Origin of the sequence: Paraburkholderia unamae (assembly GCF_003268775.1) — a bacterium.
In the GTDB taxonomy this organism is placed as follows: Bacteria; Pseudomonadota; Gammaproteobacteria; order Burkholderiales; family Burkholderiaceae; genus Paraburkholderia; species Paraburkholderia unamae.
Genome location: NZ_QLSU01000012.1, coordinates 16,112 through 40,437, shown reverse-complemented (window position 1 = coordinate 40,437; position 24,326 = coordinate 16,112). Strand labels below are relative to the sequence as shown.

The 24,326-nt window shown below is 65.4% G+C and carries 20 protein-coding genes and 1 pseudogene; 10 read left to right on the top strand and 11 right to left on the bottom strand.

Going from position 1 to position 24,326, the window contains the following annotated elements:
* Positions 1–81 precede the first annotated feature (81 nt).
* Positions 82–1,695, top strand: coding sequence for a multicopper oxidase family protein (locus C7401_RS20485; RefSeq protein ID WP_112173226.1), 1,614 nt, complete (start codon positions 82–84; stop codon positions 1,693–1,695).
* Positions 1,696–1,775: 80 nt separating this feature from the next.
* Here C7401_RS20485 and cspD read toward each other — a convergent pair whose 3' ends face one another.
* Entirely contained in the window at positions 1,776–1,982 is a 207-nt protein-coding gene (gene cspD / locus C7401_RS20480) for a cold shock domain-containing protein CspD (RefSeq protein WP_007586257.1), read from the bottom strand.
* A 584-nt stretch (positions 1,983–2,566) separates the two neighbouring features.
* Here cspD and clpS point away from each other — a divergent pair.
* The 3 genes from clpS (at position 2,567) to C7401_RS20465 (ending at position 6,768) form a co-directional block, all read left to right on the top strand.
* Positions 2,567–2,881 carry an ATP-dependent Clp protease adapter ClpS gene (gene clpS / locus C7401_RS20475; RefSeq protein WP_028213389.1) on the top strand — a complete coding sequence of 105 codons (315 nt, stop codon included), beginning with the start codon at positions 2,567–2,569 and terminating at the stop codon, positions 2,879–2,881.
* Positions 2,878–5,169, top strand: coding sequence for an ATP-dependent Clp protease ATP-binding subunit ClpA (gene clpA, locus C7401_RS20470; protein WP_112173225.1), 2,292 nt, complete (start codon positions 2,878–2,880; stop codon positions 5,167–5,169). Before clpS ends, clpA begins: the two co-directional genes overlap by 4 nt.
* Before the next feature lie 183 nt (positions 5,170–5,352).
* The gene (locus C7401_RS20465) at positions 5,353–6,768 is read left to right on the top strand and encodes an amino acid permease (RefSeq protein WP_244314950.1); all 1,416 of its coding nucleotides are present in this window, start codon (positions 5,353–5,355) and stop codon (positions 6,766–6,768) included.
* A gap of 53 nt (positions 6,769–6,821) precedes the next feature.
* Here C7401_RS20465 and dut read toward each other — a convergent pair whose 3' ends face one another.
* From dut to C7401_RS20435, 6 genes are all read right to left on the bottom strand, one after another.
* Entirely contained in the window at positions 6,822–7,268 is a 447-nt protein-coding gene (dut, locus tag C7401_RS20460) for a dUTP diphosphatase (RefSeq protein WP_112173223.1), read from the bottom strand.
* A gap of 32 nt (positions 7,269–7,300) precedes the next feature.
* The gene (locus tag C7401_RS20455; protein ID WP_112173222.1) at positions 7,301–8,305 is read right to left on the bottom strand and encodes an LLM class flavin-dependent oxidoreductase; all 1,005 of its coding nucleotides are present in this window, start codon (positions 8,303–8,305) and stop codon (positions 7,301–7,303) included.
* A gap of 67 nt (positions 8,306–8,372) precedes the next feature.
* Positions 8,373–9,602 carry a bifunctional phosphopantothenoylcysteine decarboxylase/phosphopantothenate--cysteine ligase CoaBC gene (gene coaBC, locus C7401_RS20450; protein ID WP_224040752.1) on the bottom strand — a complete coding sequence of 410 codons (1,230 nt, stop codon included), beginning with the start codon at positions 9,600–9,602 and terminating at the stop codon, positions 8,373–8,375.
* A 32-nt stretch (positions 9,603–9,634) separates the two neighbouring features.
* Positions 9,635–10,150, bottom strand: a complete 516-nt coding sequence (gene lspA / locus C7401_RS20445; RefSeq protein ID WP_112173221.1) for a signal peptidase II — start codon at positions 10,148–10,150, stop codon at positions 9,635–9,637.
* The gene (gene ileS / locus C7401_RS20440) at positions 10,150–12,999 is read right to left on the bottom strand and encodes an isoleucine--tRNA ligase (RefSeq protein WP_112173220.1); all 2,850 of its coding nucleotides are present in this window, start codon (positions 12,997–12,999) and stop codon (positions 10,150–10,152) included. The genes lspA and ileS overlap by 1 nt, the downstream gene beginning before the upstream one ends.
* Before the next feature lie 141 nt (positions 13,000–13,140).
* A complete protein-coding gene (locus C7401_RS20435) occupies positions 13,141–14,136 on the bottom strand; it encodes a bifunctional riboflavin kinase/FAD synthetase (protein ID WP_112173219.1) in 996 nt (331 codons plus the stop codon).
* Between the two features lie 189 nt (positions 14,137–14,325).
* Here C7401_RS20435 and purN point away from each other — a divergent pair, with 189 nt between their 5' ends.
* The 6 genes and pseudogenes from purN (at position 14,326) to nadC (ending at position 20,667) form a co-directional block, all read left to right on the top strand.
* Positions 14,326–14,985 carry a phosphoribosylglycinamide formyltransferase gene (purN, locus tag C7401_RS20430; RefSeq protein WP_112173218.1) on the top strand — a complete coding sequence of 220 codons (660 nt, stop codon included), beginning with the start codon at positions 14,326–14,328 and terminating at the stop codon, positions 14,983–14,985.
* Positions 14,982–16,373 carry an RsmB/NOP family class I SAM-dependent RNA methyltransferase gene (locus tag C7401_RS20425; RefSeq protein ID WP_112173217.1) on the top strand — a complete coding sequence of 464 codons (1,392 nt, stop codon included), beginning with the start codon at positions 14,982–14,984 and terminating at the stop codon, positions 16,371–16,373. Before purN ends, C7401_RS20425 begins: the two co-directional genes overlap by 4 nt.
* A gap of 275 nt (positions 16,374–16,648) precedes the next feature.
* Positions 16,649–17,177: pseudogene (locus tag C7401_RS20420) on the top strand (mechanosensitive ion channel domain-containing protein); the annotation flags it as partial.
* 94 nt (positions 17,178–17,271) lie between these two features.
* Entirely contained in the window at positions 17,272–18,468 is a 1,197-nt protein-coding gene (locus tag C7401_RS20415; RefSeq protein WP_112173216.1) for a DesA family fatty acid desaturase, read from the top strand.
* Positions 18,469–18,636: 168 nt separating this feature from the next.
* On the top strand, positions 18,637–19,767 hold the full coding sequence (nadA, locus tag C7401_RS20410; RefSeq protein WP_112173411.1) for a quinolinate synthase NadA: 1,131 nt from the start codon (positions 18,637–18,639) through the stop codon (positions 19,765–19,767).
* Positions 19,768–20,667 carry a carboxylating nicotinate-nucleotide diphosphorylase gene (nadC, locus tag C7401_RS20405; RefSeq protein WP_112173215.1) on the top strand — a complete coding sequence of 300 codons (900 nt, stop codon included), beginning with the start codon at positions 19,768–19,770 and terminating at the stop codon, positions 20,665–20,667.
* Positions 20,668–20,759: 92 nt separating this feature from the next.
* On the opposite strand, the gene nadB is transcribed toward nadC, so the two are convergent.
* The 4 genes from nadB to radC form a co-directional block, all read right to left on the bottom strand.
* The gene (gene nadB / locus C7401_RS20400) at positions 20,760–22,361 is read right to left on the bottom strand and encodes an L-aspartate oxidase (RefSeq protein ID WP_112173214.1); all 1,602 of its coding nucleotides are present in this window, start codon (positions 22,359–22,361) and stop codon (positions 20,760–20,762) included.
* Positions 22,362–22,626: 265 nt separating this feature from the next.
* Positions 22,627–22,794: a 50S ribosomal protein L33 gene (gene rpmG, locus C7401_RS20395; RefSeq protein WP_027817504.1), complete on the bottom strand. Its 168-nt coding sequence runs from the start codon at positions 22,792–22,794 to the stop codon at positions 22,627–22,629.
* 10 nt (positions 22,795–22,804) lie between these two features.
* The gene (gene rpmB / locus C7401_RS20390; protein WP_027794135.1) at positions 22,805–23,038 is read right to left on the bottom strand and encodes a 50S ribosomal protein L28; all 234 of its coding nucleotides are present in this window, start codon (positions 23,036–23,038) and stop codon (positions 22,805–22,807) included.
* Between the two features lie 314 nt (positions 23,039–23,352).
* Positions 23,353–24,183: a RadC family protein gene (gene radC / locus C7401_RS20385; RefSeq protein WP_181565638.1), complete on the bottom strand. Its 831-nt coding sequence runs from the start codon at positions 24,181–24,183 to the stop codon at positions 23,353–23,355.
* Between the last annotated feature and the right edge of the window lie 143 nt (positions 24,184–24,326).

Sequence of the window (24,326 nt, the reverse complement as noted above, 5' to 3'; positions counted from 1 at the left end):
GAAGCGTACGGTTGCACGCGCGGCTCGCCAGTCGCTGCGCGCCGCGTGCTCAGGTACGGATGAGGTAAGAGGAATTCATCGATGAAACGAAGAGCATTTTTGTCCGGCGCATTGAGCGCCGCCACGGCATCCCTGTTCGCGCGCCATGCCTACGCGCAAGGCGCGGGCGAGGCGATGCACTCGATGCACGCCATGCCGGGCATGTCGGACATGCCCGCGATGTCCGGCGGCATGACGGCGGCCCAGGCGCCGCTTGCCGCCGCCGACGCGTTACCCGCCGGCGCGCCGCTCGCCGTGCTGCGCACGCTCGCCAACGAGAGCCGCGAGCCGGGCCAGTTCCGCGCGACGCTTATCGCCCGCCGCGCGCAGCGCCCGTTACTGCAAGGTCAGCCGCAAACGGTCTTCTGGCAATACGACGCAGGCGGCACGACCGGAAACGACGGCCCGGTCATCGGCCCGTTGATCGACGTGCGCGAAGGCGACACGGTCGAGATCACGTTCGTGAACCGGCTGCCCCAGCCTTCGACGATCCACTGGCACGGTCTGCCCGTGCCGCCCGATCAGGACGGCAATCCGTCGAGCCCCGTCGCGCCGGGCGAGCAGCATGTCTACCGCTTCACGTTGCCGCCGGGCAGTGCGGGCACGTACTGGTATCACCCGCATCCGCACATGCTGACGTCGGAGCAGGTGTTTCGCGGGCTGGCTGGGCCGATCGTCGTGCGCGCCGCCGCCGATCCGCTCGCTGCGTGGCCCGAGCGCCATCTGTTCGTCTCGGATCTGAAGCTTGCCGCCGACGGCATGATTGCCCCGAACAGCATGATGGACTGGATGAACGGCCGCGAAGGTCAGTTCGTGCTCGTGAACGGCGCGCGTGAACCGCAGATCGAGGTCGTGCGCGACGAGCGCTGGCGCGTGTGGAACGGCTGCAATGCGCGCTATCTGCGGCTCGCTTTCGACGATGGCCGCGCCTTCGCGCAAGTCGGCACCGACGGCGGCCTGCTGGGCACGGCGCGCGAGGGTGTCACCGAGCTGTTGCTCGCGCCGGGCGAGCGGGCGGAGCTGATCGTGCGCGCGGGGCAGGGCGCGTCGCGCGCGTCGCTCATCGCGGCGCAATACGACCGGCACAAGATGGCGATGTCGCATGGCAGTTTGCCTGCGGGTCCGTCCCAGATATTGGCAAACATCCGCTTTGCACCGGGGGAGACAACGCAGCCCGCGTTGCCGGCTCGCCTGCGTGACATCGCGCCGCTCGACGCATCAGGCTCGAAGCCGCCTGCGAAAAAAACCGTTCTGTTCAGCGAAGCAATGGACATGCACGCGATGCACCAGCCGGGTGCGGCCACGCACCGAATGCCGAGCGGCATGCAGTTCATGGTGAATGGCGCGGTATTCGATCCGGCGCGCGTGACGCTCACGAGCCGGCGCGGCGAAGTCGAGCACTGGGCGATAGCGAACGGTACGGACATGGATCATCCGTTTCATTTGCACGGCACGCAGTTTCAGGTGCTGGCGCGCGAGCAAGGCGGCGTGCGCAAGAACGAGGATTGGCTCGCGTGGCGCGACACGGTGAACGTGCGGCGAGGGGAGACGGTGCACATCGCGACCGTGCAGCACGAGGCGGGCGATCGCATGTTTCATTGCCACATCCTCGAGCACGAGGATCTCGGCATGATGGGCACGTTGCGCGTGAGCTAGCACGCGTTCGTTAAGAAACCGTGAAACCAAAAAAGAAACCCGGCCGAAGCCGGGTTTCCAAGGTACAGATATCGAACAGATCAGGCTGCTGACTGAATGTTCGATGCCTGTTTACCCTTCGGGCCTTGCACGACCTCGAAGCTCACCTTTTGCCCTTCTTTGAGGGTCTTGAAGCCATTCATTTGAATAGCCGAAAAGTGAGCGAACAGGTCCTCGCCGCCTTCATCCGGCGTGATGAACCCGAAACCCTTCGCGTCGTTGAACCACTTGACCGTACCGGTTGCCATACCAACTTCCCCTGTAACTCATGTCACTACCACGAGCAGTTCGAAAAGCTAAACGATCGCGGTGCGATCGCCCCCTCCTCACAAGCTCACCAACGGCATTTTTTCGAATTTAAGGCGGTTGAAAAAAGTGCCAGCTTGATTGTTGAGGGTCTTTATTCTGGTGTCAAGAATATTTTGAGACGCTCCTTGACGCGTTGTAAAGACCGCATTTCCAGGGTTTTTCCTGCTTTTCGCCGACGCTGCGCACAGGTGCATGAAGCGACTACATGGGGCGTCTTGAAAAAACGCATAATCGACGCACATGGGATGCACCGCTGCACGAATTCCGATGCCGAGCGTGCGGACGCCTACAGTCGCTTTCCACGACAACGCCAAGGTTGTGCGATACTCGATTCAACGGTGGCGTGAAAGCTGCTGAGAGCAGGATTGTGTACCGGCCCCGCAGCCGGTCGAAGGGATCGGGGCCGGGCCAGGGCGCATGAATTGCTTGCAGCGGGTCGCAGGTCGGGAGCGCCGGGTTCACCGGCCGGCCGGTCAGGTTACGGCAGGATTGCGGGCCTGTCCGAGTTGTTTAGAATGGGTGTATGGCGATTATCCCGGACAAGCAGGATTCAACCGTACTGGAGCGGCAGGAGCAAAAGGTCAAACCGCCCTCCATGTACAAGGTCGTGCTAATGAATGACGACTACACGCCGATGGAATTCGTCGTGATGGTCGTGCAGGAATATTTCAATAAGGACCGCGAGACCGCAACGCAGATCATGTTGAAGGTCCATCGCGAGGGCAGGGGCGTTTGTGGGGTCTATACGCGAGACATCGCGTCGACCAAGGTTGAGCAAGTCGTTACCCACGCACGGCAGGCCGGGCATCCGCTGCAGTGTGTGATGGAGGAAGCATGATTGCCCAGGAACTGGAAGTCAGCCTGCACATGGCGTTCATGGAAGCACGTCAGGCGCGGCACGAGTTCATAACGGTCGAGCATCTGCTGCTGGCGCTGTTGGACAATCCAACAGCGGCGGAAGTGTTGCGCGCGTGTGCCGCCAATATCGAAGACCTGCGACAGAACCTGCGCAACTTCATTCACGACAACACCCCTACGGTTCCCGGCACGGATGACGTCGACACGCAGCCGACGCTCGGGTTCCAGCGCGTGATCCAGCGCGCGATCATGCACGTTCAGTCCACTTCCAATGGCAAGAAGGAAGTGACGGGCGCGAACGTGCTGGTCGCCATCTTCGGCGAGAAGGACTCGCACGCGGTCTACTACCTGCAACAGCAGGGCGTGACGCGTCTGGATGTCGTGAATTTCATTTCGCACGGTATTGCGAAGACGGGCAGTGGCGAAGCCGCCAAGGCCAGCGACGCGAATGCCGAAGCCGAAGACGCCGCCGGCCAGAAGGAAACGCCGCTCGCCCAGTTCACGCAGAACCTGAACCAGATGGCGAAGGATGGCCGTATCGATCCGCTCATCGGTCGCGAACTGGAAGTGGAGCGCGTGGTGCAGGTGCTGTGCCGCCGCCGCAAGAACAATCCGCTGCTCGTTGGTGAGGCCGGTGTCGGCAAGACCGCGATCGCGGAAGGCCTCGCCTGGCGCATCACGCGCGGCGAAGTGCCGGACATTCTTGCCGATGCACAGGTCTACTCGCTCGACATGGGCGCGCTGCTGGCGGGCACGAAATATCGCGGCGACTTCGAGCAACGCCTCAAAACGGTGCTCAAGGAACTCAAAGAGCGTCCGCACGCCATTCTGTTCATCGACGAGATTCACACGCTGATCGGCGCGGGCGCCGCATCGGGCGGCACGCTCGACGCGTCGAACCTGCTCAAGCCGGCGCTCTCGTCGGGCACGCTCAAGTGCATCGGTGCGACGACGTTCACGGAATACCGTGGCATCTTCGAGAAGGACGCGGCGCTGTCGCGGCGCTTCCAGAAGGTCGATGTGGTCGAGCCGACCGTCGAGCAAACCGTGGCGATCCTGCGCGGTCTCAAGTCGCGCTTCGAGGAGCACCACGGCGTGAAGTATTCGTCGGGCGCGCTGAACGCGGCCGCTGAGCTGTCGGCGCGCTTCATCACCGACCGTCACTTGCCCGATAAGGCCATCGACGTGATCGACGAAGCGGGCGCGGCGCAACGCATCCTGCCGAAGTCGAAGCAGAAGAAGACCATCGGCAAGAGCGAGATCGAAGAGATCATCTCGAAGATCGCGCGCGTGCCGGCGCAAAGCGTCTCGCAGGACGATCGCAGCAAGCTGCAAACGCTCGACCGCGATCTCAAGGCCGTGGTGTTCGGCCAGGATCCGGCCATCGACGCGCTGTCGGCCTCGATCAAGATGGCGCGCGCGGGTCTGGGCAAGACGGACAAGCCGATCGGCTCGTTCCTGTTCTCCGGCCCGACGGGCGTCGGCAAGACCGAAGTGGCGCGCCAGCTCGCGTTCACGCTCGGCATCGAGCTGATCCGCTTCGACATGTCGGAGTACATGGAGCGCCATGCGGTGAGCCGTCTGATCGGCGCGCCGCCGGGATACGTCGGGTTCGACCAGGGCGGTCTGCTGACCGAAGCCGTCACGAAGAAGCCGCACTGCGTGCTGCTGCTCGACGAAATCGAGAAGGCGCACCCGGACATCTTCAACGTGCTCTTGCAGGTGATGGACCACGGCACGCTGACCGACAACAACGGCCGCAAGGCGGATTTCCGCAACGTCATCATCATCATGACGACGAACGCGGGTGCCGACACCATGAACAAGTCGACGATCGGCTTCACGACCCGGCGCGAGCAGGGCGACGAACTGGCCGACATCAAGCGCCTGTTCACGCCGGAGTTCCGCAACCGGCTCGATGCGACGATCAGCTTCCGTGCGCTCGATGAGGAAATCATCATGCGCGTGGTCGACAAGTTCCTCATGCAACTGGAAGACCAGCTGCACGAGAAGAAGGTCGATGCGGTCTTCACCGACGCGCTGCGCAAGCATCTGGCCAAGCACGGCTTCGACCCGCTCATGGGCGCGCGGCCGATGCAGCGCCTGATCCAGGACACGATCCGCCGTGCACTCGCCGACGAACTGCTGTTCGGCAAGCTCATGAGCGGCGGCCGCGTGACCGTGGACGTGGATGCGGACGACAAGGTCCAGCTCACGTTCGACGAGCAGCCGGCGCCGCGCAATCCGGAAGCGGTGGAAGTGGAGTAAGCGACACCGCACCCGGCTTCAAGGCAAGACGGCGCAGTCCGAAAGGACTGCGCCGTTTTTCTTTGGCGGTCCGGCCCGGCAGGGTGACGAGCCGCCTCAAAGTAAAATAAGCGTTTGTCTCGCCGTAGACGTTTTCATGATGCGCAACGCCGGATGGCGGCTGCGCGAAGCAGGGGTGTAACCGTGGTACCACGTAAATCGGGCGCGTTCGAAGCCATCGTCAAACGCGAACAGGGGCTGCGCCAGGGATTGTCCGCCGGGCAGATGACGATGATCGCCATCGGCGGCGCGGTGGGCACCGGGCTCTTTCTCGGCAGCGGCTTCGCGATCTCCTTCGCCGGGCCCGGCGTGCTCATTTCCTATGCGATCGGCGCGCTGATCGCATTGTTGTTGATGGGCGCGCTCGCCGAAATGACCGTCGCCCACCCGGTGTCGGGCTCGTTCGGCGCGTACGCCGAGCACTACATCGGGCCACTCGCCGGGTTCGTCGTGCGCTACGCGTACTGGTCGGCGTATGTGCTGGCGGTCGGCACCGAGGTCGCGGCCATCGCCGTCTACATGAAGTTCTGGTTTCCCCATGTGCCGGGGCTCTACTGGATCGTCGGTTTTTCCGCTGCGCTCATCGTCGTGAACGCCATGAGCGTGCGCGCTTACGGCGCGATCGAATATCTCTTTTCGAGCCTCAAGATCGCGGCCATTGTCGCGTTCATCCTGCTCGGCTCGTGGTTCGTCTGGCGCGCGCCGGCCGAATCGGGCGTGGGACTCGCGAACTACACGTCGCACGGCGGCCTGCTGCCCAAGGGCTGGTGGGGCGTGTGGGTCGGGACGATCGTTTCGCTTTTTAGCTATCTCGGCGTGGAAACCATCGCCGTGGCGGCCGCCGAGGCGCAGGACCCGCAGCGCGCCGTCACGCGGGCGTTCCGCGCGACCGTGCTGCGGCTCGTGCTGTTCTACATCCTCACCCTCGCGCTCATGCTCGCCATCGTGCCGTGGACTGAGGCGGGCGGCAACGAGAGCCCGTTCGTGCGGGTCATGGCTGAGACCGGCGTGCCGTATGCGGCCGGTGCGATCAACTTCATCGTGCTCGTGGCGGCGCTCTCGGCCATGAACAGCCAGCTCTACATCACCACCCGCATGATGTTCAGCCTCTCGCGCGCGGGCTACGCACCGGCGGCGTTCGGGCGTCTCACGCGCCACGGCGTGCCCACGGCCGCGCTCTCGCTCTCGACCATCGGCATCGCGGTGGCGGCGGTGCTCAACGCGCTTTGGCCGCAGGCGGCGTTCACGCTGATGATGTCGATCGCGATGTTCGGCGCGATGTTCACGTGGCTCATGATCTTCGTCACGCAGATCTTTTTCCGCGTGCGCCAGACGCGCGAGGGCGGGGCGCCGCTGCGCTTCCGCATGTGGGGCTTCCCGTTCACGAGCGTGCTGGGCGCGCTCCTGATGCTGGGTATTCTGGTCGGCACGGCGTTCACCCGCGAATTCCGCATGACGCTGGCCTACGGCCTCGCGTTTCTCGCGGTGCTGGTGGTGGTCTATGCGTTGTGGTATCGCCGGCGCCCCGGCGCCGCGCAACAAACCGAAGCATCCTTCTAAAAGAAAAAAGCACGCCGAGGCGTGCTTTTTTGTTGCTGGCGCAACCGTCGGGCTCAGTGCTTGCCCGTGCTGCCGAAGCCGCCTTCGCCGCGCTCGCTCGCCTCGAAGTCGTCGACGATGTTGAACTGCGCCTGCACGACCGGCACGATCACGAGTTGCGCGAGGCGCTCCAGCGGATTGAGCGTGAACGTGGTGTGGCCACGGTTCCAGGTGGAGATCATCAGCTCGCCCTGGTAGTCGGAGTCGATCAGGCCAACCAGGTTGCCGAGCACGATGCCGTGCTTGTGGCCCAGGCCCGAGCGCGGCAGGATCAGCGCCGCGTAGCCCGGATCGGCTACGTGGATCGCGAGGCCCGTCGGCACGAGCTTCGTTTCGCCCGGTTCGAGCGTGATCGGCGCGTCGAGGCACGCGCGCAGGTCGAGGCCGGCGCTGCCCGGCGTGGCGTACTGGGGCAGCTGGTCGCGCATGCGCTCGTTCAGGATCTTGATGTCGATTTTCATGAAGTCAGGGTGATTGGGGCGAAGGGGATGACTCAGGCGCGAGGCAGCTGGAAGGCCTCGGCGAGCAGTTCATAGGAGCGCAGGCGAGCCTTGTAGCTGCCCGCGACGGTCAGCACGATGAGTTCGTCCGCGCGAAATTGGTCCTTGATCGCGAGGAGGCGCTCCGCGACGCTCTCGGGCGTGCCGATGACGCTGCGCGGCTTTTCGCGGTCGATCACGATCTGATCGCGCTCGCCATACTCCTGCGCGCGGCCTTGTTCGAGGCTCGGAATCGGCGCGTTCAGGCCGTAGGCCATCTGCACACGGCGCAGGTCGACGGCCTTTTCGAGGTCGGCGGCTTCGGCTTCGGTGTCGGCGCAGATCGCGAACACGGCGCACGCGAGATACGGCTTCGCTTCGTGGCCCGCCGTGAAGCGGTCGCGATACGCCTCGGCCACGAGATGGCCGAAATGCGCATTGATGAAGTGCGCGAACGAGAAGCGCAGCCCGAGCTGCGCGGCGAGCAGGCCGCCGAAGTCGCTGGAGCCGAGCACCCAGAGCTGCGGGCGCGTTTCGATCTGCGGTTGCAGCACCACGCCATGCGCGAGATGGCTCGCCGGCAGCGTGCCGTCCATCAGGCCGACGAGGTCCTGCACCTGCTGCGCGAACTGGTCGCCGCGATTGTATGCACCGGCGGCCACGGCCTGCGCGGTGCGCATGTCGCCACCCGGCGCGCGCCCGACGCCAAGGTCCACACGCCCCGGAAACAGCGCCTCGAGCATCATGAACTGCTCGGCGATCTTGAACGGGCTGTAGTAGGGCAGCATGATGCCGCCCGAGCCGATGCGAATACGCTTCGTCACACTGCCCAGGCGCGCGAGCATGACTTCGGGGCAGGGGTTGCACACGCCCAGCAGGCCGTGATGCTCGGCGCACCAGTAGCGCGTGTAGCCGAGGTCGTCGGCGAGCTGGGCGAGCTCGATGGTGGCGGCGATGGCGTCCGCCGCGCTGTGCCCGGCGATGACGGGCGATTGATCCAGTACGGAAAGCAGCGTCATGTCAGTACTGCTCCTTGACTACGTTTCTCGTGTCGCGAGCCGGCGCACGGGTGCGCCGGCTCGCGCGTCACGAAATGATGCTCGGGTCCGGCAGACGTCGCGCGATCTCGGCGACGAGCGTCTGCGCGAGGGCCTGCTTGGCCGCGCGCGGCAGCGGCTTGCGGCCGCTTGCCTCGAACAGCACGACTTCATTGTCGTCCTGGCCGAATGTGAGCGGGCCGAGATTGCCGATCAACAGCGGCACCTTCTTGCGCGCGCGCTTTTCCTCGCCGTGCACGTCGAGGTCGCCGCTTTCGGCCGCGAAGCCCACACAGTACGGCGGATTCGGCATGGCCGCGACCGAGGCCAGGATGTCCGGGTTCTCGACGAACGTGAACGTGGGCATGCGGTGCTCGGCCGTCTTCTTGATCTTGTGCTCGGCGACATGATCGACGCGCCAGTCGGCCACCGCCGCCACGCCGATGAACACGTCGGCGTCGGGCGCCGCGCGCATCACGGCGTCGTACATCTGCTGCGCGGTTTGCACGTCCTCGCGGTACACGCCCCAGGGCGTTGCCAGCGCGACCGGGCCCGCCACCAGATGCACCTCGGCGCCGGCCTGCTGCGCGGCGCGCGCGAGCGCGAAGCCCATCTTGCCGCTGGAACGGTTGGTGATGCCGCGCACGGGGTCGAGCGGCTCGAAGGTCGGGCCGGCGGTGATCAGGAGCTTGCGGCCCGCGAGCACTTTCGGCGCGAAGAAAGAGACGATTGCTTCATACACGGCCTCGGGTTCGAGCATGCGCCCGTCGCCGATCTCGCCGCACGCCTGCGGGCCGGAATCGGGGCCGAGCGTTTCCACGCCGTCGGCGCGCAGTTGCGCGACGTTGCGCTGCGTAGCCGGGTTTTGCCACATCTGCCGGTTCATGGCGGGCACGACCAGCAGCGGGCAGTCGCGCGCCACGCACAGCGTGGAGAGCAGGTCGTCGGCGAAACCGTGGGCGAGCTTCGCGAGGAAGTCGGTGGAGGCGGGCGCGATGACGATGGCGTCCGCTTCGCGCGACAGGTCGATGTGCGCCATGTTGTTGGGCACGCGGGCGTCCCACTGGCTCGTGTAGACGGGGCGGCCCGACAGCGCCTGCATCGTGACCGGCGTGATGAACTGCGTGGCGGCCTCGGTCATCACGATCTGCACGGTCGCGCCTGCCTTGGTCAACAGGCGCGTGAGTTCGGCGATCTTGTAGCAGGCGATGCCACCCGTCATGCCGAGCACGAGATGGCGGCCGGCCAGCTCGCCCGGATTGGCTGCGGAGGTGTTCAAGTCAAGGCTCCTCCCAGGCGGTGCCTGGGTTTTCAGCGCGCGCCGCGCACGCGCCGCAATTCGTCGAACACCAGCAGCGCCGCGCCGACGCAGATCGCGCTGTCGGCGAGGTTGAACGCCGGCCAGTGCCAGCCGCCCACGTGGAAGTCGAGAAAGTCGATCACGTGGCCGTACATTACGCGGTCGATCACGTTGCCGAGCGCGCCGCCCATGATGAGCGAGAGCGCCGTGCAGAAAAGCTTCTGCGCGGCGTGGCGCTTGAGCAGATAGCAGATGACGAGCGCCGCCACCACGCCGAGCGCGGTGAACGCCCAGCGCTGCCAGCCGCCCGCCGCCGACAGGAAGCTGAACGCCGCGCCCTTGTTGTAGACGAGCACGAGGTTGAAGAACGGCGTGATCACGCGCCCTTCGCCGTAGCTGAACACCTTGTTGACGGCGATTTTCGTGAGCTGGTCGGCGAGGATCACGATCACCGCGACCCCCAGCCACGGCACGAGCGTGCCGCCGGCGCCGTTCGAACGAGTCTGCTTCGGCATGGTTTTCGCCATTATGCCGCGCTCCGTTTTTCACCGTCACCGAACAGATTCACGACGCAGCGGCCGCACAGGCCCGGATGCTCGGCGTTCGCGCCCACGTCCTCGCGGTAGTGCCAGCAGCGCTCGCACTTGAGGTACTTCGAAGTGACCACTTCGACGCCTTCGTCCGCCTCGCTTTCCACCTTCACGACTTCCGCCGCCGAGGTGATGAGCACGAACTTGAGGTCGTCGCCGAGCGAGGCGAGCGCGTCGTAACGCGCGCCGCTCGCGAGAATGCGCACTTCGGCCTGCAACGACGAGCCGATCTGGTTCGCCACGCGCGCCTCTTCGAGCGCCTTCGTCACGTTGCCGCGCACTTCGCGCAGGAGCGTCCATTTGACGATCAGATCTTCGGCGCCGGCGACGTCCGGGAACGCGTGGAACGTTTCGGTGAAGATGGTTTCGCTTTGCGGCTGGAACACCTTCCACGCTTCTTCGGCCGTGAACGAGAGGAACGGCGCCAGGATGCGCAGCAGGCTGTGCGTGATGTGGTGCAGCGCCGTTTGCGCGCCGCGGCGGGCCTTCGAGTCCGCTGCGCTCGTGTAGAGGCGGTCCTTCAGCACGTCGAGATAGAAGCCGCCCAGGTCTTCCGAACAGAACGTTTGCAGCTTCGCCACGACCGGGTGGAATTCGTAGCGGTCGTAGTGCGACAGCACGTCGTTTTGCAGCGTGTGCGTGAGCGCCACGGCGTAGCGGTCGATTTCGAGCCACTCGCTTGCAGGCAGCGCGTGCTTGTCGAAGTCGAAGTCCGAGAGGTTCGAGAGCAGGAAGCGCAGCGTGTTGCGGATACGGCGATAGCCTTCCGTCACGCGCTTGAGGATTTCCTCGGAGATCGCGAGTTCGCCCGAGTAGTCGGTCGAGGCGATCCACAGACGGATGATTTCCGCGCCCAGGCGGTTCGCCACTTCGTGCGGATCGACGCCGTTGCCGAGCGACTTCGACATCTTGCGGCCTTCGCCGTCCACGGTGAAGCCGTGCGTGAGCAGGGCGTTGTAGGGCGGGCGGCCGTCGAGCATCGAGGCCGTGAGCAGCGACGAGTGGAACCAGCCGCGATGCTGGTCCGAGCCTTCCAGATAGAGGTCGGCCGGGAACTGGAGCGCATCCTTGTGCGAGCCGCGCAGCACGTGCCAGTGCGTCGTGCCCGAGTCGAACCACACGTCGAGCGTGTCGCGGTTCTTCTCGTACATATTCGCGTCGTCGCCGATCAGTTCGCGGGCGTCGAGCGTCTGCCAGGCTTCGATGCCTTGCTTTTCCACGCGCTTCGCGACTTCTTCGAGCAGCTCCAGCGTGCGCGGGTGCAACTCGCCGGTTTCCTTGTGCACGAAGAACGCCATCGGCACGCCCCATTGGCGCTGGCGCGAGAGCGTCCAGTCCGGGCGGTTGGCGATCATTGAGTAGAGGCGTTGCTTGCCCCACGACGGGTAGAACGCCGTGGCTTCGATGCCTTCGAGCGCCGTTTCGCGCAGCGTCTTGCCGCCGTCTTTCGGCGTCACGTCCATGCCCGCGAACCACTGCGATGTGGCGCGGTAGATGATCGGCGTCTTGTGGCGCCAGCAGTGCATGTAGCTGTGCAGGTACTTTTCGCTGCGCAGGAGCGTGCCGGCGGCGTCGAGCGCGTCGACGATCTTCGGGTTCGCGGCCCAGATCGAGAGGCCGCCGAAGAGCGGCAGCGATTCGATGTAGCGGCCATCGCCCATCACCGGGCTGATGATGTCCGAGTCGGCCATGTTGTGCGCCTTGCACGACACAAAGTCTTCCACGCCGTAGGCGGGCGCCGAGTGGACGATGCCCGTGCCGGTGTCGGTCGTCACGTAGTCGCCCAGATAGATGGGCGAGGTGCGCTTGTAGCCCGGGTGCGCCGAGGCGAGCGGGTGATTGAAGCGCAGCAGCGAGAGCTTTTCGCCCTTCGTGGTCGCGACGATCTGGCCTTCGAGGCCGAAGTCCTTCATGCAGGCTTCCACGCGCTCGACGGCGAGGATCAGCAGGCCGCGTTGGGTGTCCACGAGCGCGTAGTCGATCTCCGGGTGCACGTTCAGCGCCTGGTTCGACGGGATCGTCCAGGGCGTGGTGGTCCAGATCACGATGCCGCCTTCCTCGCGCGGCAGCGCGGGCAGACCGAACGCGGCCGCGGTTTCGGCGGGCTGCGCGAACGTGAACAGCACGTCGATGGTCGGGTCGGTCTTGTCCTTGTACTCGACTTCGGCTTCAGCGAGCGCCGAGCCGCAGTCGAAACACCAGTTCACGGGCTTCAGGCCCCGGAACACGTAACCCTTCTCGATGATCTTCGCGAGTGCGCGGATCTCGCCCGCCTCGTTCGCGAAGTTCATCGTCTTGTACGGGTTGTTCCAGTCGCCGAGCACGCCCAGGCGCTTGAAACCCTTCTTCTGCGTTTCGATCTGGCCGGCGGCGTACTCGCGCGCCTTCTGCATCACTTCCTGGGCGGGCAGCGACTTGCCGAACTGCTTTTCGATCTGGATCTCGATCGGCATGCCGTGGCAGTCCCAGCCCGGCACGTAGACCGCGTCGAAGCCCGCGAGATTGCGTGCCTTGACGATCATGTCCTTCAAGATCTTGTTCACCGCGTGGCCGAGGTGGATATCACCGTTCGCATACGGGGGGCCGTCGTGCAGGATGAACTTCTTGCGGCCCTTCGAGGCCGCACGGATCTTCTCGTAGACCTGGTTCTCTTCCCACTCCTTGACCCATTGCGGCTCGCGCTTGGGCAGGTCACCGCGCATCGGGAACGGGGTGTCGAGCAGGTTGACGGGGTACTTCGATTCGGACTTCTGCGGCTTGCCGGAGGATGCTTTCTTGTCGCTCATGGTGAGATCACGTGGAATTCGGGGGATGCATGGCGTCAGCGTTGCGGCCGATGCCGCGCAACCGTCGCCTCGGGCGCCCTGGCGCGGCATGTGCCGCGCGTGGCGCCTGGGGGCGGGCAGCCCGCACAGGCGGGCCGCAGGTCACCTAATTCGGTCGGTGGCCGAGGTGGCGAAGCCGGTCGATGCGCCGCCGGCCACGTCGGCGCCCGCGGCGGCGAACCACGCGCGGGTGTTCGCCACATCGCGAGCGATCGCGGCGGTAAGCGTTTCGAGGTCGGGAAACTTCTCCTCGTCACGCAGCTTTTTGAGGAATTCGACGCGCACGAGCTTGCCATAGGCGTCGCCGTGCCAGTCGAGCAGATGCACTTCGAGCAGCACGCGGCCGGAGTCGTCCACGGTCGGGCGCAGGCCGAGGCTCGCCACACCCGGCAGCGGGTGGTCGGCAATGCCGTGCACCATCACGACGAAGATGCCCTTGAGTGCCGGCCGCTTGTGGCCGATCAGCAGGTTCATCGTGGGGAAGCCCAGGTCGCGGCCGAGTTTCAGGCCGTGCGTGACGTGCGCGCTGATCTGGTAGCCGCGGCCAAGCGAGGCGCGCGCGGCGTCGAGGTCGCCCGCGTGCAGTTGCGCGCGCACGGCGGAGCTGGAGATGCGCACGCCCGACGGGTCGGCCACGGTCGCCATCTGCTCGACTTCGAAGCCGTACTGCTTGCCCGCCGCCTGCAACGAGGTGAAGTCGCCCGCGCGCTTCGCGCCATAGCGGAAGTCGTCGCCGATCATCATCCAGCGCGCGTGCAGGCCGTCCACGATGATGTGCTCGACGAACGCCTCGGGCGACTGGCTCGCGAACGTATGGTTGAAGTGCTCGACCACCACGCGGTCCACGCCGTTCTCGCGCAGCGCTTCGAGCTTGTCGCGCAGCATGGCGATGCGCGGCGGAGCGCCGGCCGGGTTGAAGAACTCGCGCGGATGGGGCTCGAAGGTCATCACGCAGACGGGCAGGCCGCGCGCGTTCGCCGCTTCGCGCACGCGCGCGAGCAACGCCTGATGCCCGCGGTGGACACCGTCGAAATTGCCGATGGTGAGCGCGCAGGGCGCCCGGCTTTCGGCGTTGGGAAGACCGCGGAAGACTCTCACGATAGCGGAACCTGAAGGAACCTCGAAAAGCGCGCAGGCCGGGCGCGCATGCCAAGACCGGTTATCTGGCCACCGGAGTGGCCGCGGGGCGGCCCACGGGCCGCGACGAAACAGAAGATTATAAACGCACGAGGCGACGATCGCCGCCGCACGAACGTTGCGCACGTCCCCCGATGATAAAATCCGCGGATGAAAAATCTCGTCATCCTGATTTCGGGGCGGGGCAGCAACATGGAAGCCATCGTGCGCGCTTGCGCGCAGGAGGCTTGGGGCGCGCGCATCGCCGCCGTGATTGCCAACCGTCCTGACGCCGCGGGCCTTGCGTTCGCGGCTTCGCACGGCATTGCCACGGCGGTGGTCGATCATCGCCAGTTTCCCGATCGCGCCAGCTTCGACGCGGCGCTTGCTCAAGTCATCGACGGCTACGCGCCGGACCTCGTCGTGCTGGCGGGCTTCATGCGCGTGCTGACCGAATCGTTCGTCGGCCATTATTCGGGTCGGATGCTCAACATCCATCCGTCGCTGCTGCCGATGTTTCCGGGCCTCAAAACGCACCAGCAGGCGCTCGACGCGGGCTGCCGCGTGCATGGGGCCACGGTGCACTTTGTCACGCCCACGCTCGATCATGGCCCCATCGTCGCACAGTCGGTGGTGCCGGTGCGCGCGGGCGACGACGCCGCGGCGCTCGCCGCGCGCGTGCTCAAGACCGAACACGTAATGTACCCGCGTGCAGTGCGCTGGTTCGTCGAGGGGCGCGTGGCGCTCGACGGCGAACGCGTGACGCTCACGCCGCCCGAGCCGCAGTGGCTCTTCTTAGACGACTCGCAAGCCGCCGGGGAGGGCGCATGAGACTGCATGGTTTTCTGATCGGACAAACGGAGACGTTGCTCGCCGACGTCCTTAAATTCACCGGCCCGGCCGACGCCGTGACCAGCCGCTTCTTCCGCGAGCATCCGAAGCTCGGTCATGCCGAGCGCGGCGTGATCGCCGAGGCCGTGTTCGCCGTGCTGCGCCGGCGCATGGAGTTCGCCCACCTCGCCGAAAGCGGCTCGGGCAGCCCCACGCGCCGCCTCACGCTGCTCGGCCTGATGGCGACTGCCGGCCGCTCGGCAATCCGCCCGTTCGTGTCCGACGCCGAAGCGAGCTGGCTCGAGCACGTCGCGCGCATCGACCCGGCAAGCCTGCCGCAGCGCGTGCAGCTCAACCTGCCCGAATGGATCGTCAAGGCGCTGGAAACGCGCTTCGACGCCGCCGAACTCGCGCAACTGGCTGCCGCGCTGAACTACCCGGCGCCGCTCGACCTGCGTGCGAACCCCATCAAGGCGAGTCGCGACGAGCTGATCCGCGCGCTGTCCGCCGCAGGCATCGAAGGCGGCGAAACGCCGTTCGCGCCGTTCGGCGTGCGCGTGACGGGCAAGCCCGCGCTCTCGAAGCTGGACGCGTTCAAGAACGGCTGGTTCGAGGTGCAGGACGAGGGCAGCCAGTTGCTTTGCACGCTCGTGGCGCCGCGCCGCGGCGAGATGGTGGTGGACTTCTGCGCGGGCGCGGGCGGCAAGACCCTGGCGCTCGGCGCGATGATGCGCTCGACGGGCCGCCTCTATGCCTTCGACGTGTCCGACCGGCGCCTCGCCAAGCTCAAGCCGCGCCTCGCGCGCAGCGGCCTCTCGAACGTCAATCCCGTGCTGATCGACAGCGAGCATGACGCCAAGATCAAGCGCCTGATCGGCAAGATCGACCGTGTGCTGGTGGACGCGCCGTGCTCGGGTCTCGGCACGCTGCGCCGCAACCCCGATCTCAAGTGGCGCCAGTCGCCGGAGTCGATCACGGAACTCGCGCCCAAGCAGCTTTCGATTCTCACGAGCGCCGCGCGCCTGCTCAAGCGCGGCGGCCGCCTCGTCTACGCGACGTGCAGCATTCTCGAAGCCGAGAACGAAGCGGTCGTGAAGCAGTTTCTCGAAGCGCACCCCGAGTTCGTGCTGGTGAGCGCGCGCGACGTGCTCGCCGAACAGCGTGTGGGCCTCGACACGGGCGATTACCTTTCGCTGTGGCCGCACCGCCACGCTACCGACGGCTTCTTCGCCGCCGTGCTGGAGCGCCGTGGCGATCCGAAGCCGAAGACGAAGGCGGCCGGTGCGCAAACGACGCCGGAAGAATCCGCAGCCGTGCAGGAAACCGCGGACGCGATCGCCAAGGCGCAGGTGAGCGAAGCGGCCGAGCCGGACGCCGCGCTGGAGTAAGCGCGCGGCGCGCGAGTTTGCGGGGCCGTCCGGCCGGCGTAGGTGCCGGGCGGCCCGCGAAAGTTTGCGCGCCGGTCATGCCGCAGCGTTTCTGCTGGCTTTTTGCGGCAATCCTTGAGCCGCATGCGTGGCGGCGCGCGAGGGCGAGCGGTTACGCTGGCAACTCGTCATCCTCGCCACCTTGATCGCGGTCGCATGGATGCTCGCCTTCCTCGCGCCATCTTGTGGCTCCTTGCCACGATGCAGATCTCGCTCGTGCGCGTGACCCTGCGGCCATTCTCGTGGCCGATCGCTCGTTGCGTATTGGCGACACAATTTCGCTGGACGGTATTCAGGGCCAGGTGGCGCAGATTCGCCGACGCCATGCTGTCGTGCGTCGCCTCGACGGCATCGAGCCCTTGATTCCCAACGAAAAGCTCATCTCGGGCGTTTCGCAGAACCATTCGTCGTATCTCACGCGCGTCTGCGGCTGCTGCGCGCCAGCGCCGTATCTCGTCGAATTTTCTTGCGACGGCGCGCAACTCGAACCAAGCTATCCAGATAGAGGACGCGGCGATCGGCACCACGGGGGTACGCTCGGACGTGAACCAGAATGTACGGAGGCTCTTCGAAGCACACAGAATCGCGATTGCGCCCGCGCAGCGTGAGGTGCGGATCGTCGGTGAAAGAATAGATGGGGGCGGATCGCACGAAAAACGTCGGAGCGGGTGCGGCAAAGCGCCTCGAAACGGCTTTCAGACATTGACGCCGTCACCATTAAAGAAAAAAATCTTCCTTTGTTACAAACACTTGGAACGGTTCTAGTAGAATGCCGTCCAACCGCATCTAGTCGCTTTCACTTTCTTGACACCGGCGCCGGGCTGAAAGGCCGACGCGCTTTGTTTCACAGGTAAAAACCTTGTTGAACTCCCTGCTTGATTTCCTTGCCCACGGTGTGCTGCATTTCTCGTGGTGGCAAATCCTGCTGTTCGCGGCGGTGGTGACGCACATCACGATCATTGGCGTGACGGTGTATCTGCACCGCTGCCAGGCGCACCGCGCGCTCGACATGCATCCCATCGCGAGCCACTTCTTCCGGTTCTGGCTGTGGATGACCACGGGCATGCTCACGGGCCAGTGGGCGGCGATTCACCGCAAGCACCACGCCAAGTGCGAGACCGAGGAAGATCCGCACAGCCCGCAAACGCGCGGCATCTGGAAGGTGCTGCTCGAAGGGGCCGAACTCTATCGCGCGGAAGCGAAGAACGAAGAAACGCTGCGCCGCTTCAGCCACGGCACGCCCAACGACTGGATGGAGCGCAACGTCTACACGCGCTATCCCATTCTCGGCGTGAGCATCATGATGGTGATCGACGTCGCGCTGTTCGGCGCGGTCGGCCTCACCGTATGGGCCGTGCAGATGGCGTGGATCCCCTTCTGGGCGGCGGGCGTCGTGAACGGCCTTGGCCATTTCTGGGGCTATCGCAACTTCAACTCGTCCGACGCGAGCACGAACCTCTTCCCGCTAGGCATCATCATCGGCGGCGAAGAACTGCACAACAACCACCATACGTTCGCGACTTCCGCGAAGCTTTCGAACAAGTGGTACGAGTTCGACATCGGCTGGATGTACATCCGCATGATGCAGGCCGTGGGCCTTGCCAAGGTGAAGAAGGTCGCGCCCACGCCGCGCCTGACCCAGGGCAAGCTCGTGCCCGACCACGAAACGCTTCAGGCCGTGCTGTCCAACCGCTACGAAGTGATGGCGCGCTACGCGAAGGCCGTGAAGCAGGCGTATCGCCAGGAGCTGGCGCACCTGAAGGAAGTGGGCGAGCGCGAGAAGTACAAGGTCATGCGTGGCGCTCGCACGTGGTTCGACAAGGAAGAAGCCAGCCTGAACGAGCCGCAGAAGCGCCAGTTGCCGCAGATTTTTGCAAACAGCCAGAAGCTGCGCACCTACATCGAGCTGCGCAACGAACTGGCCGCGATCTGGGAACGTTCGAGCGCGTCGCGCGAACAATTGCTCACGCAGCTCCAGGATTGGTGCCATCGCGCTGAGCAAAGCGGGATCAAGGCGCTCCAGGAATTCGCGTCGCGCCTGCGTCGCTACGCTTGATCGGTCCGCGAGGATTTCGGGCCCCTCAGTGAGGCGTAGGAAAATCCTTTAGAATGACGAGACGTCACAAAACCCCGCGCTGGCGGGGTTTTTCTTTTTGGGCCGCAAAAAAAGCCGGAGTCCCCACAATGGCTTCAATGGCGCGGCGATCGGTAGGGGCAGGAGATGATGAGTCAGGCAATCAGGAAGGTCGAATATGACCGGCCGCAGGGTGCCGTCTGTAGCGTTGGACAGGCGTGGGCGCGCGTGCCCGATGCGCCGTCCACGGCGGAGCGCGCGGGATTGAAGGAGCGGATTCGCGCGTTGCTCAAGCGCGAGAAGGCGGTGCTCGTCGCGCACTATTATGTGGATCCCGAATTGCAGGAGCTTGCCGACGAAACCGGCGGCTGCGTGGCCGATTCGCTGGAGATGGCGCGCTTTGGCCGCGATCACGAGGCGCAGACGCTCGTCGTGGCGGGCGTGCGCTTCATGGGCGAGACCGCGAAGATCCTGAGCCCGAACAAGCGCATTCTCATGCCCGACCTCGACGCGACCTGCTCGCTCGACCTCGGCTGCCCCATCGACGAGTTTTCGGCGTTTTGCGACGAGCATCCGGACCGCACCGTGGTCGTCTACGCCAATACGAGCGCGGCCGTGAAGGCGCGCGCGGACTGGATGGTCACGTCGTCCATCGGCCTCGAGATCGTCGCCGACCTGCACGCCAAGGGCGAAAAAATCCTCTGGGCGCCCGACCGGCACCTGGGTGGCTACATCCAGAAGAAGACCGGCGCGGACATGCTGCTGTGGCAGGGCTCGTGCCTCGTGCACGACGAGTTCAAGGGGATCGAGCTCGACCTGCTGCGCGCCGAATATCCGGACGCGAAGATTCTCGTCCACCCCGAATCGCCGGAAGGCGTGGTCGCGCTCGCGGACGTGGTCGGCTCGACCACGCAACTGATCGACGCGGCCGTGAAGCTCGACGCACAACGGTTCATCGTCGCGACCGACCTCGGCATCCTCCACAAGATGCGCCTCGCCGCGCCGGGCAAGACCTTCATCGAAGCCCCAACGGCCGGCAACAGCGCGACCTGCAAGAGCTGCGCGCATTGCCCGTGGATGGCCATGAACGGCCTCGCGAATCTCGCCGACGTGCTGGAGCGCGGTCACAACGAGATTCATGTCGATGCCGCGCTCGGCGAGCGCGCCCGCCTGCCGATCGACCGCATGCTGACGTTCGCCGCGGAGCACAAGCGCCGCGTGCAGGCGAGCGGCGACCTCGCGCGCGACACCGCGCTGTTCTCGCAAGTGGGGGCGGCGTAAATGGGTGCACTTGAATTGCTCGCAGTCGATGCCGTTTCCCCCGTGCTGGACGCCGTGCGCGCTCAGTACGGCGCGGCGTTCGACGACGCGATTGCCCGAAACGTCGCCGACGCGCTCGAAGAGGACGTGGGCCCCGGCGACCAGACCGGCCGCCTTGTGCCCGCCGACGAAATGCGCAACGCGCGCATCATCGTGCGCGAAGACGCCGTGCTGTGCGGCGTACTGTGGTTCGACGGGGTGGCGAAGCAGGTCGATCCGCGCATCGAGGTGCGCTGGCACTATCGCGAAGGCGACCGAATGGCTGCCGATACGACCGTGTGCTCGCTGCGCGGCCCGGCGCGCTCGCTGCTCACGGCCGAGCGCAACGCGATGAACTTCCTGCAACTGCTTTCGGGCGTGGCGAGCGTGACGCGCCGCTACGTCGACACGATCGCGCATACCAGCACGCGCATTCTGGACACGCGCAAGACGCTGCCCGGCCTGCGCCTCGCGCAGAAGTACGCGGTGCGCGTGGGCGGCGGCGCGAACCAGCGTCTCGCGCTCTACGACGGCATCCTGATCAAGGAAAACCACATCGCGGCAGCGGGCGGCGTGGGGGCGGCGATGGACGCGGCGCTTGCGCTCGATGCGGGCGTGCCCATCCAGATCGAAGTGGAAACGCTCGAACAGCTCGAAATGGCGCTCGCGCACGGCGCGACATCGGTGCTGCTCGACAACTTCTCGTTCGACATGATGCGCGAGGCGGTGAAGCTCACGGCAGGACGCGCGGTGCTCGAGGTTTCGGGCGGCGTGAACTTCGACACGGTGCGCACGATCGCGGAAACGGGCGTGGACCGCGTATCGATTGGCGCGTTGACGAAGGATGTGCGCGCGACGGACTTCTCGATGCGTATCGTCTGAAGCGGCGCATTCTCGCTGCCGCAGCATCATCAAAAAGGCCGCCTCGGAGTGAGGCGGCCTTTGTTTTTTGGGGCGCTACCAGGCAGGTCGAGTTACGCAACCGTGCGATTGCGCACGCGCTCGGGCGAAAGCACCGTCGGCAATGCCTTGGGCAGCGAATTCGGCCAGTCGCGGCTGTAGTGCAGACCGCGGCTTTCGCGGCGTGAGCGCGCGCTTTCCACGATCAGCGAAGCCACCTCGACGAGGTTGCGCAGTTCCAGCAGGTCGCGCGTGACGCGGAAATTCGCGTAGTACTCGAGAATTTCGTCGCGCAGGAGCGAGAGGCGATGCTGCGCGCGTTCGAGCCGCTTGTCGGTGCGCACGATGCCGACATAGTTCCACATCAGGCGGCGCAGCTCGTCCCAGTTGTGGGCGACCACGACTTCCTCGTCGGAGTCCGAAACGCGGCTTTCGTCCCAGTCGGGCAGCGGGGCATGCGCGCCCGCGCCAAAGCCTTCCGCCTCGATCGCTTCGGCGGCCGAACGGCCGATCACGAGGCACTCCAGCAGCGAATTGCTCGCAAGCCGGTTGGCGCCATGCAGGCCTGTGTACGAGGTTTCGCCTACGGCGTAGAGTCCCGCGAGGTCGGTGCGTCCGGCCAGATCCGTGACGACGCCGCCGCACGTGTAATGCGCGGCGGGCACGACCGGAATCGGCTCCTTCGTGATGTCGATGCCGAATTCGCGGCAGCGCGCGAGGATGGTCGGGAAGTGCTCTTCGAGGAACGCCGGCGGTTGATGGCTGATGTCGAGGTGCACGCAGTCGATGCCGTGCTTCTTGATCTCGAAGTCGATCGCGCGAGCGACGATGTCGCGCGGCGCGAGCTCCGCGCGCGCGTCGTGGTCGGGCATGAAGCGCGTGCCGTCGGGCAGGCGCAGCACGCCGCCCTCGCCGCGCACCGCCTCGGAGATCAGGAACGATTTGGCGTGCGGGTGGAAGAGGCAGGTGGGGTGGAACTGGATGAACTCCATGTTCGCCACGCGGCAGCCCGCGCGCCAGGCCATGGCGATGCCGTCACCCGTGGCCGTGTCGGGGTTCGTCGTGTAGAGGTAGACCTTGCCCGCGCCGCCCGTGGCGAGCACCGTGTGCGGCGCCTGGATCGTCACCGTGCGGTCGTTCTTCAGATCGAGCGCGTAGAGGCCGTGGCAGCGCCGGCCCGGCAGGCCCAGGCGATCGGACGTGATGACGTCGATGGCCTGGTGGTCTTCGAGGATCGTGATGTTCGGGTGCGAGCGCGCGCGCTCCAGCAGCGTCTGCACGACGGCGTGGCCGGTGGCGTCGGCGGCGTGGATGATGCGGCGGTGGCTGTGGCCGCCTTCGCGTGTGAGGTGAAAGCCGAGTTCGGCTGCGGCGTCCTTCGTGAACGGCACGTCTTGGGCGATCAGCCATTCGATGGCCTCGCGGCCATGCTCGACGATGTAGCGTGTGGCCGCCTCGTCGCACAGGCCGCCGCCTGCCACGAGCGTATCGTCCACGTGGTTCTCCACGCTGTCGGCCGAGTCGAGCACGGCGGCAATGCCGCCTTGCGCGCGGTCGCTCGCGCCCTCGGTCATCGCGCGCTTGGCGATGACCACGACGCGACGCGTGTCGGCGAGATTCAGCGCGACGCTCAGTCCGGCGAGGCCGCTGCCGACGATCGCTACATCGAAATTCATGATCCTGCTTCTCCGTCTCTCTTGTTCTGCGCTTTTTGCCGTCCTCTCGCACTGTCAGGAATGGATGACAAACGTGTGGCGGCGGTGAAGCGGGAAGCATACTCCGAGAGAGGAGTGGAGGGATAGCCGCAGTGTGGGCGCGGCGGGTAAAACACCGTTGCGTGCCGCGAGGGGCGACGTGGCGGGGCTCGAGGCGGAGCCCAAAACGAAAAACCCCGCTAAAAAGCGGGGTTTTCGGTCTTCGTCAGGCTCGGAACCCGATCAATTACTTGATCTTGGTTTCCTTGTACTCGACGTGCTTGCGAACAACCGGGTCGAACTTCTTGATCGACATTTTTTCCGGCATGTTGCGCTTGTTCTTCGTCGTCGTGTAGAAGTGACCCGTGCCTGCGGTCGACTCGAGCTTGATCTTGTCGCGAATACCCTTGGCCATGATTTACTCCTTACAGTTCGCCGCGTGCGCGCAGGTCTGCGAGCACGGAATCGATGCCGTTCTTGTCGATCAGGCGCAGGCCTGCGTTCGAGATGCGCAGACGCACCCAACGGTTTTCGCTTTCAACCCAGAAACGGCGATTTTGCAGATTCGGGAGGAAACGGCGCTTGGTCTTGTTGTTAGCGTGGGAAACGTTGTTGCCGCTCATCGGCGCTTTCCCAGTGACTTGGCATACACGTGCCATGAGTGCACTCCTACGGAAATTCTGAGTTCGAGAGCCGCTTAAGTTTCCCAGGCGAGAAATGGCCGGAATAAGAGCGCGCTCACGTATGGATGAGAGACAACCTCGAACCCAGGCCGTATTTCCCCTGGAAGACCTCAAAGGCTTCGGAACAGGGTTGGAAATAGGCAAACCGCAATTCTAGCAGAAAAAATCCAGGAAAATCAAACACGATTTGCGGATGTTGTTGTGCGCCGCCGCGCCCGGGTGGGGGCGCAAGCGGTGCGCGGACGCTATGCAGACCGTCTGGCAGGCCATCCGCGAAGCCGTCCGCGGGCTCAGTTCCAGCCGTGGCGTGCGAATGAAAACGTTTCGCGCGCGCCGATCACGAGATGATCGATGAGCTGGACTTCCACGAGCGCGAGCGTTTCGCGCAGCACCCGCGTGAGACGCCGGTCACTCGCGCTGGGCTGCACCGCGCCCGAAGGATGATTATGCGCGACGATCAGGCTCGCGGCGTTGAGCATGAGCGCGCGCCGCACGATTTCCCGAGGATACACCGCCATGCGCGTGAGCGAGCCGCGCGAGCTTTCCTCCGAGCGGATCAGCCGGTGGCGCGCGTCGAGAAATAGGCACACGAACACCTCGTGCGGCCGCCCGCCGATCAAAAGCCGCAAATAGTCCTCGACCGCGCCGGGGGAGTCGACGAGCGGCTTGTCGTCCAGCGCCTCGGCGAGCGCGCGCCGCGCAAGTTCGGTGACGGCCTGCAACACCGAGGCCTTTGCGGGCCCGATGCCGCGCAGACTCTCGAATTCCTCGCGCTGCGCGTCGAGCATGGCGCGCAGCGACCCGAAATGCGCGAGCAGCGAGCGGGCGACCTCGAAGACGTCGTAGCCCGGCAATCCCGAGCCCAGCAGGATCGCGATCAGTTCCACATCGGAAAGCGCGGTTGGGCCGGCCGCGCGCAGACGTTCGCGCGGCATGTCGCGCGGGCGCGCCGCAGGCGCTTCGCTGTCGCTGGCGAGCACGGCAAGCGGCGGCTCGCGCAGCGTAGTCGCGGGCGGCCCATCGCGCCCGGGGCCGCGCTCGGCGCAGCCGGCAGCGGGCCGGGCGACGTCGCGGCGCGTCGCCATATAGGGCGACGCCGGCATGCAGGCAAGTTCCGTCATGACAATCTCCATAGGGCGAGCCGGAGCGCGCCGCGCGGGCGTGCTTTGGCGGCGGCGGTGCACAATCGTGCCGAGACCGCCCCGGCCAAGTGGCTTACAATAGATGTTTTCCAGCCACCCGACGGAGGCTGGGCCGGCGCCTT

Excerpts from the sequence above, each read along its gene's own strand:
- radC (WP_181565638.1), bottom strand. The coding sequence starts at position 24,183 with ATGACGGAACTTGCCTGCATGCCGGCGTCGCCCTATATGGCGACGCGC.
- purN (WP_112173218.1), top strand. The coding sequence starts at position 14,326 with ATGAAAAATCTCGTCATCCTGATTTCGGGGCGGGGCAGCAACATGGAA.
- dut (WP_112173223.1), bottom strand. The coding sequence starts at position 7,268 with ATGAAAATCGACATCAAGATCCTGAACGAGCGCATGCGCGACCAGCTG.
- nadB (WP_112173214.1), bottom strand. The coding sequence starts at position 22,361 with ATGAATTTCGATGTAGCGATCGTCGGCAGCGGCCTCGCCGGACTGAGC.
- C7401_RS20485 (WP_112173226.1), top strand. The coding sequence starts at position 82 with ATGAAACGAAGAGCATTTTTGTCCGGCGCATTGAGCGCCGCCACGGCA.
- clpS (WP_028213389.1), top strand. The coding sequence starts at position 2,567 with ATGGCGATTATCCCGGACAAGCAGGATTCAACCGTACTGGAGCGGCAG.
- lspA (WP_112173221.1), bottom strand. The coding sequence starts at position 10,150 with ATGGCGAAAACCATGCCGAAGCAGACTCGTTCGAACGGCGCCGGCGGC.
- clpA (WP_112173225.1), top strand. The coding sequence starts at position 2,878 with ATGATTGCCCAGGAACTGGAAGTCAGCCTGCACATGGCGTTCATGGAA.
- rpmB (WP_027794135.1), bottom strand. The coding sequence starts at position 23,038 with ATGGCACGTGTATGCCAAGTCACTGGGAAAGCGCCGATGAGCGGCAAC.
- rpmG (WP_027817504.1), bottom strand. The coding sequence starts at position 22,794 with ATGGCCAAGGGTATTCGCGACAAGATCAAGCTCGAGTCGACCGCAGGC.
- cspD (WP_007586257.1), bottom strand. The coding sequence starts at position 1,982 with ATGGCAACCGGTACGGTCAAGTGGTTCAACGACGCGAAGGGTTTCGGG.
- nadA (WP_112173411.1), top strand. The coding sequence starts at position 18,637 with ATGAGTCAGGCAATCAGGAAGGTCGAATATGACCGGCCGCAGGGTGCC.
- ileS (WP_112173220.1), bottom strand. The coding sequence starts at position 12,999 with ATGAGCGACAAGAAAGCATCCTCCGGCAAGCCGCAGAAGTCCGAATCG.
- nadC (WP_112173215.1), top strand. The coding sequence starts at position 19,768 with ATGGGTGCACTTGAATTGCTCGCAGTCGATGCCGTTTCCCCCGTGCTG.
- C7401_RS20425 (WP_112173217.1), top strand. The coding sequence starts at position 14,982 with ATGAGACTGCATGGTTTTCTGATCGGACAAACGGAGACGTTGCTCGCC.
- C7401_RS20455 (WP_112173222.1), bottom strand. The coding sequence starts at position 8,305 with ATGACGCTGCTTTCCGTACTGGATCAATCGCCCGTCATCGCCGGGCAC.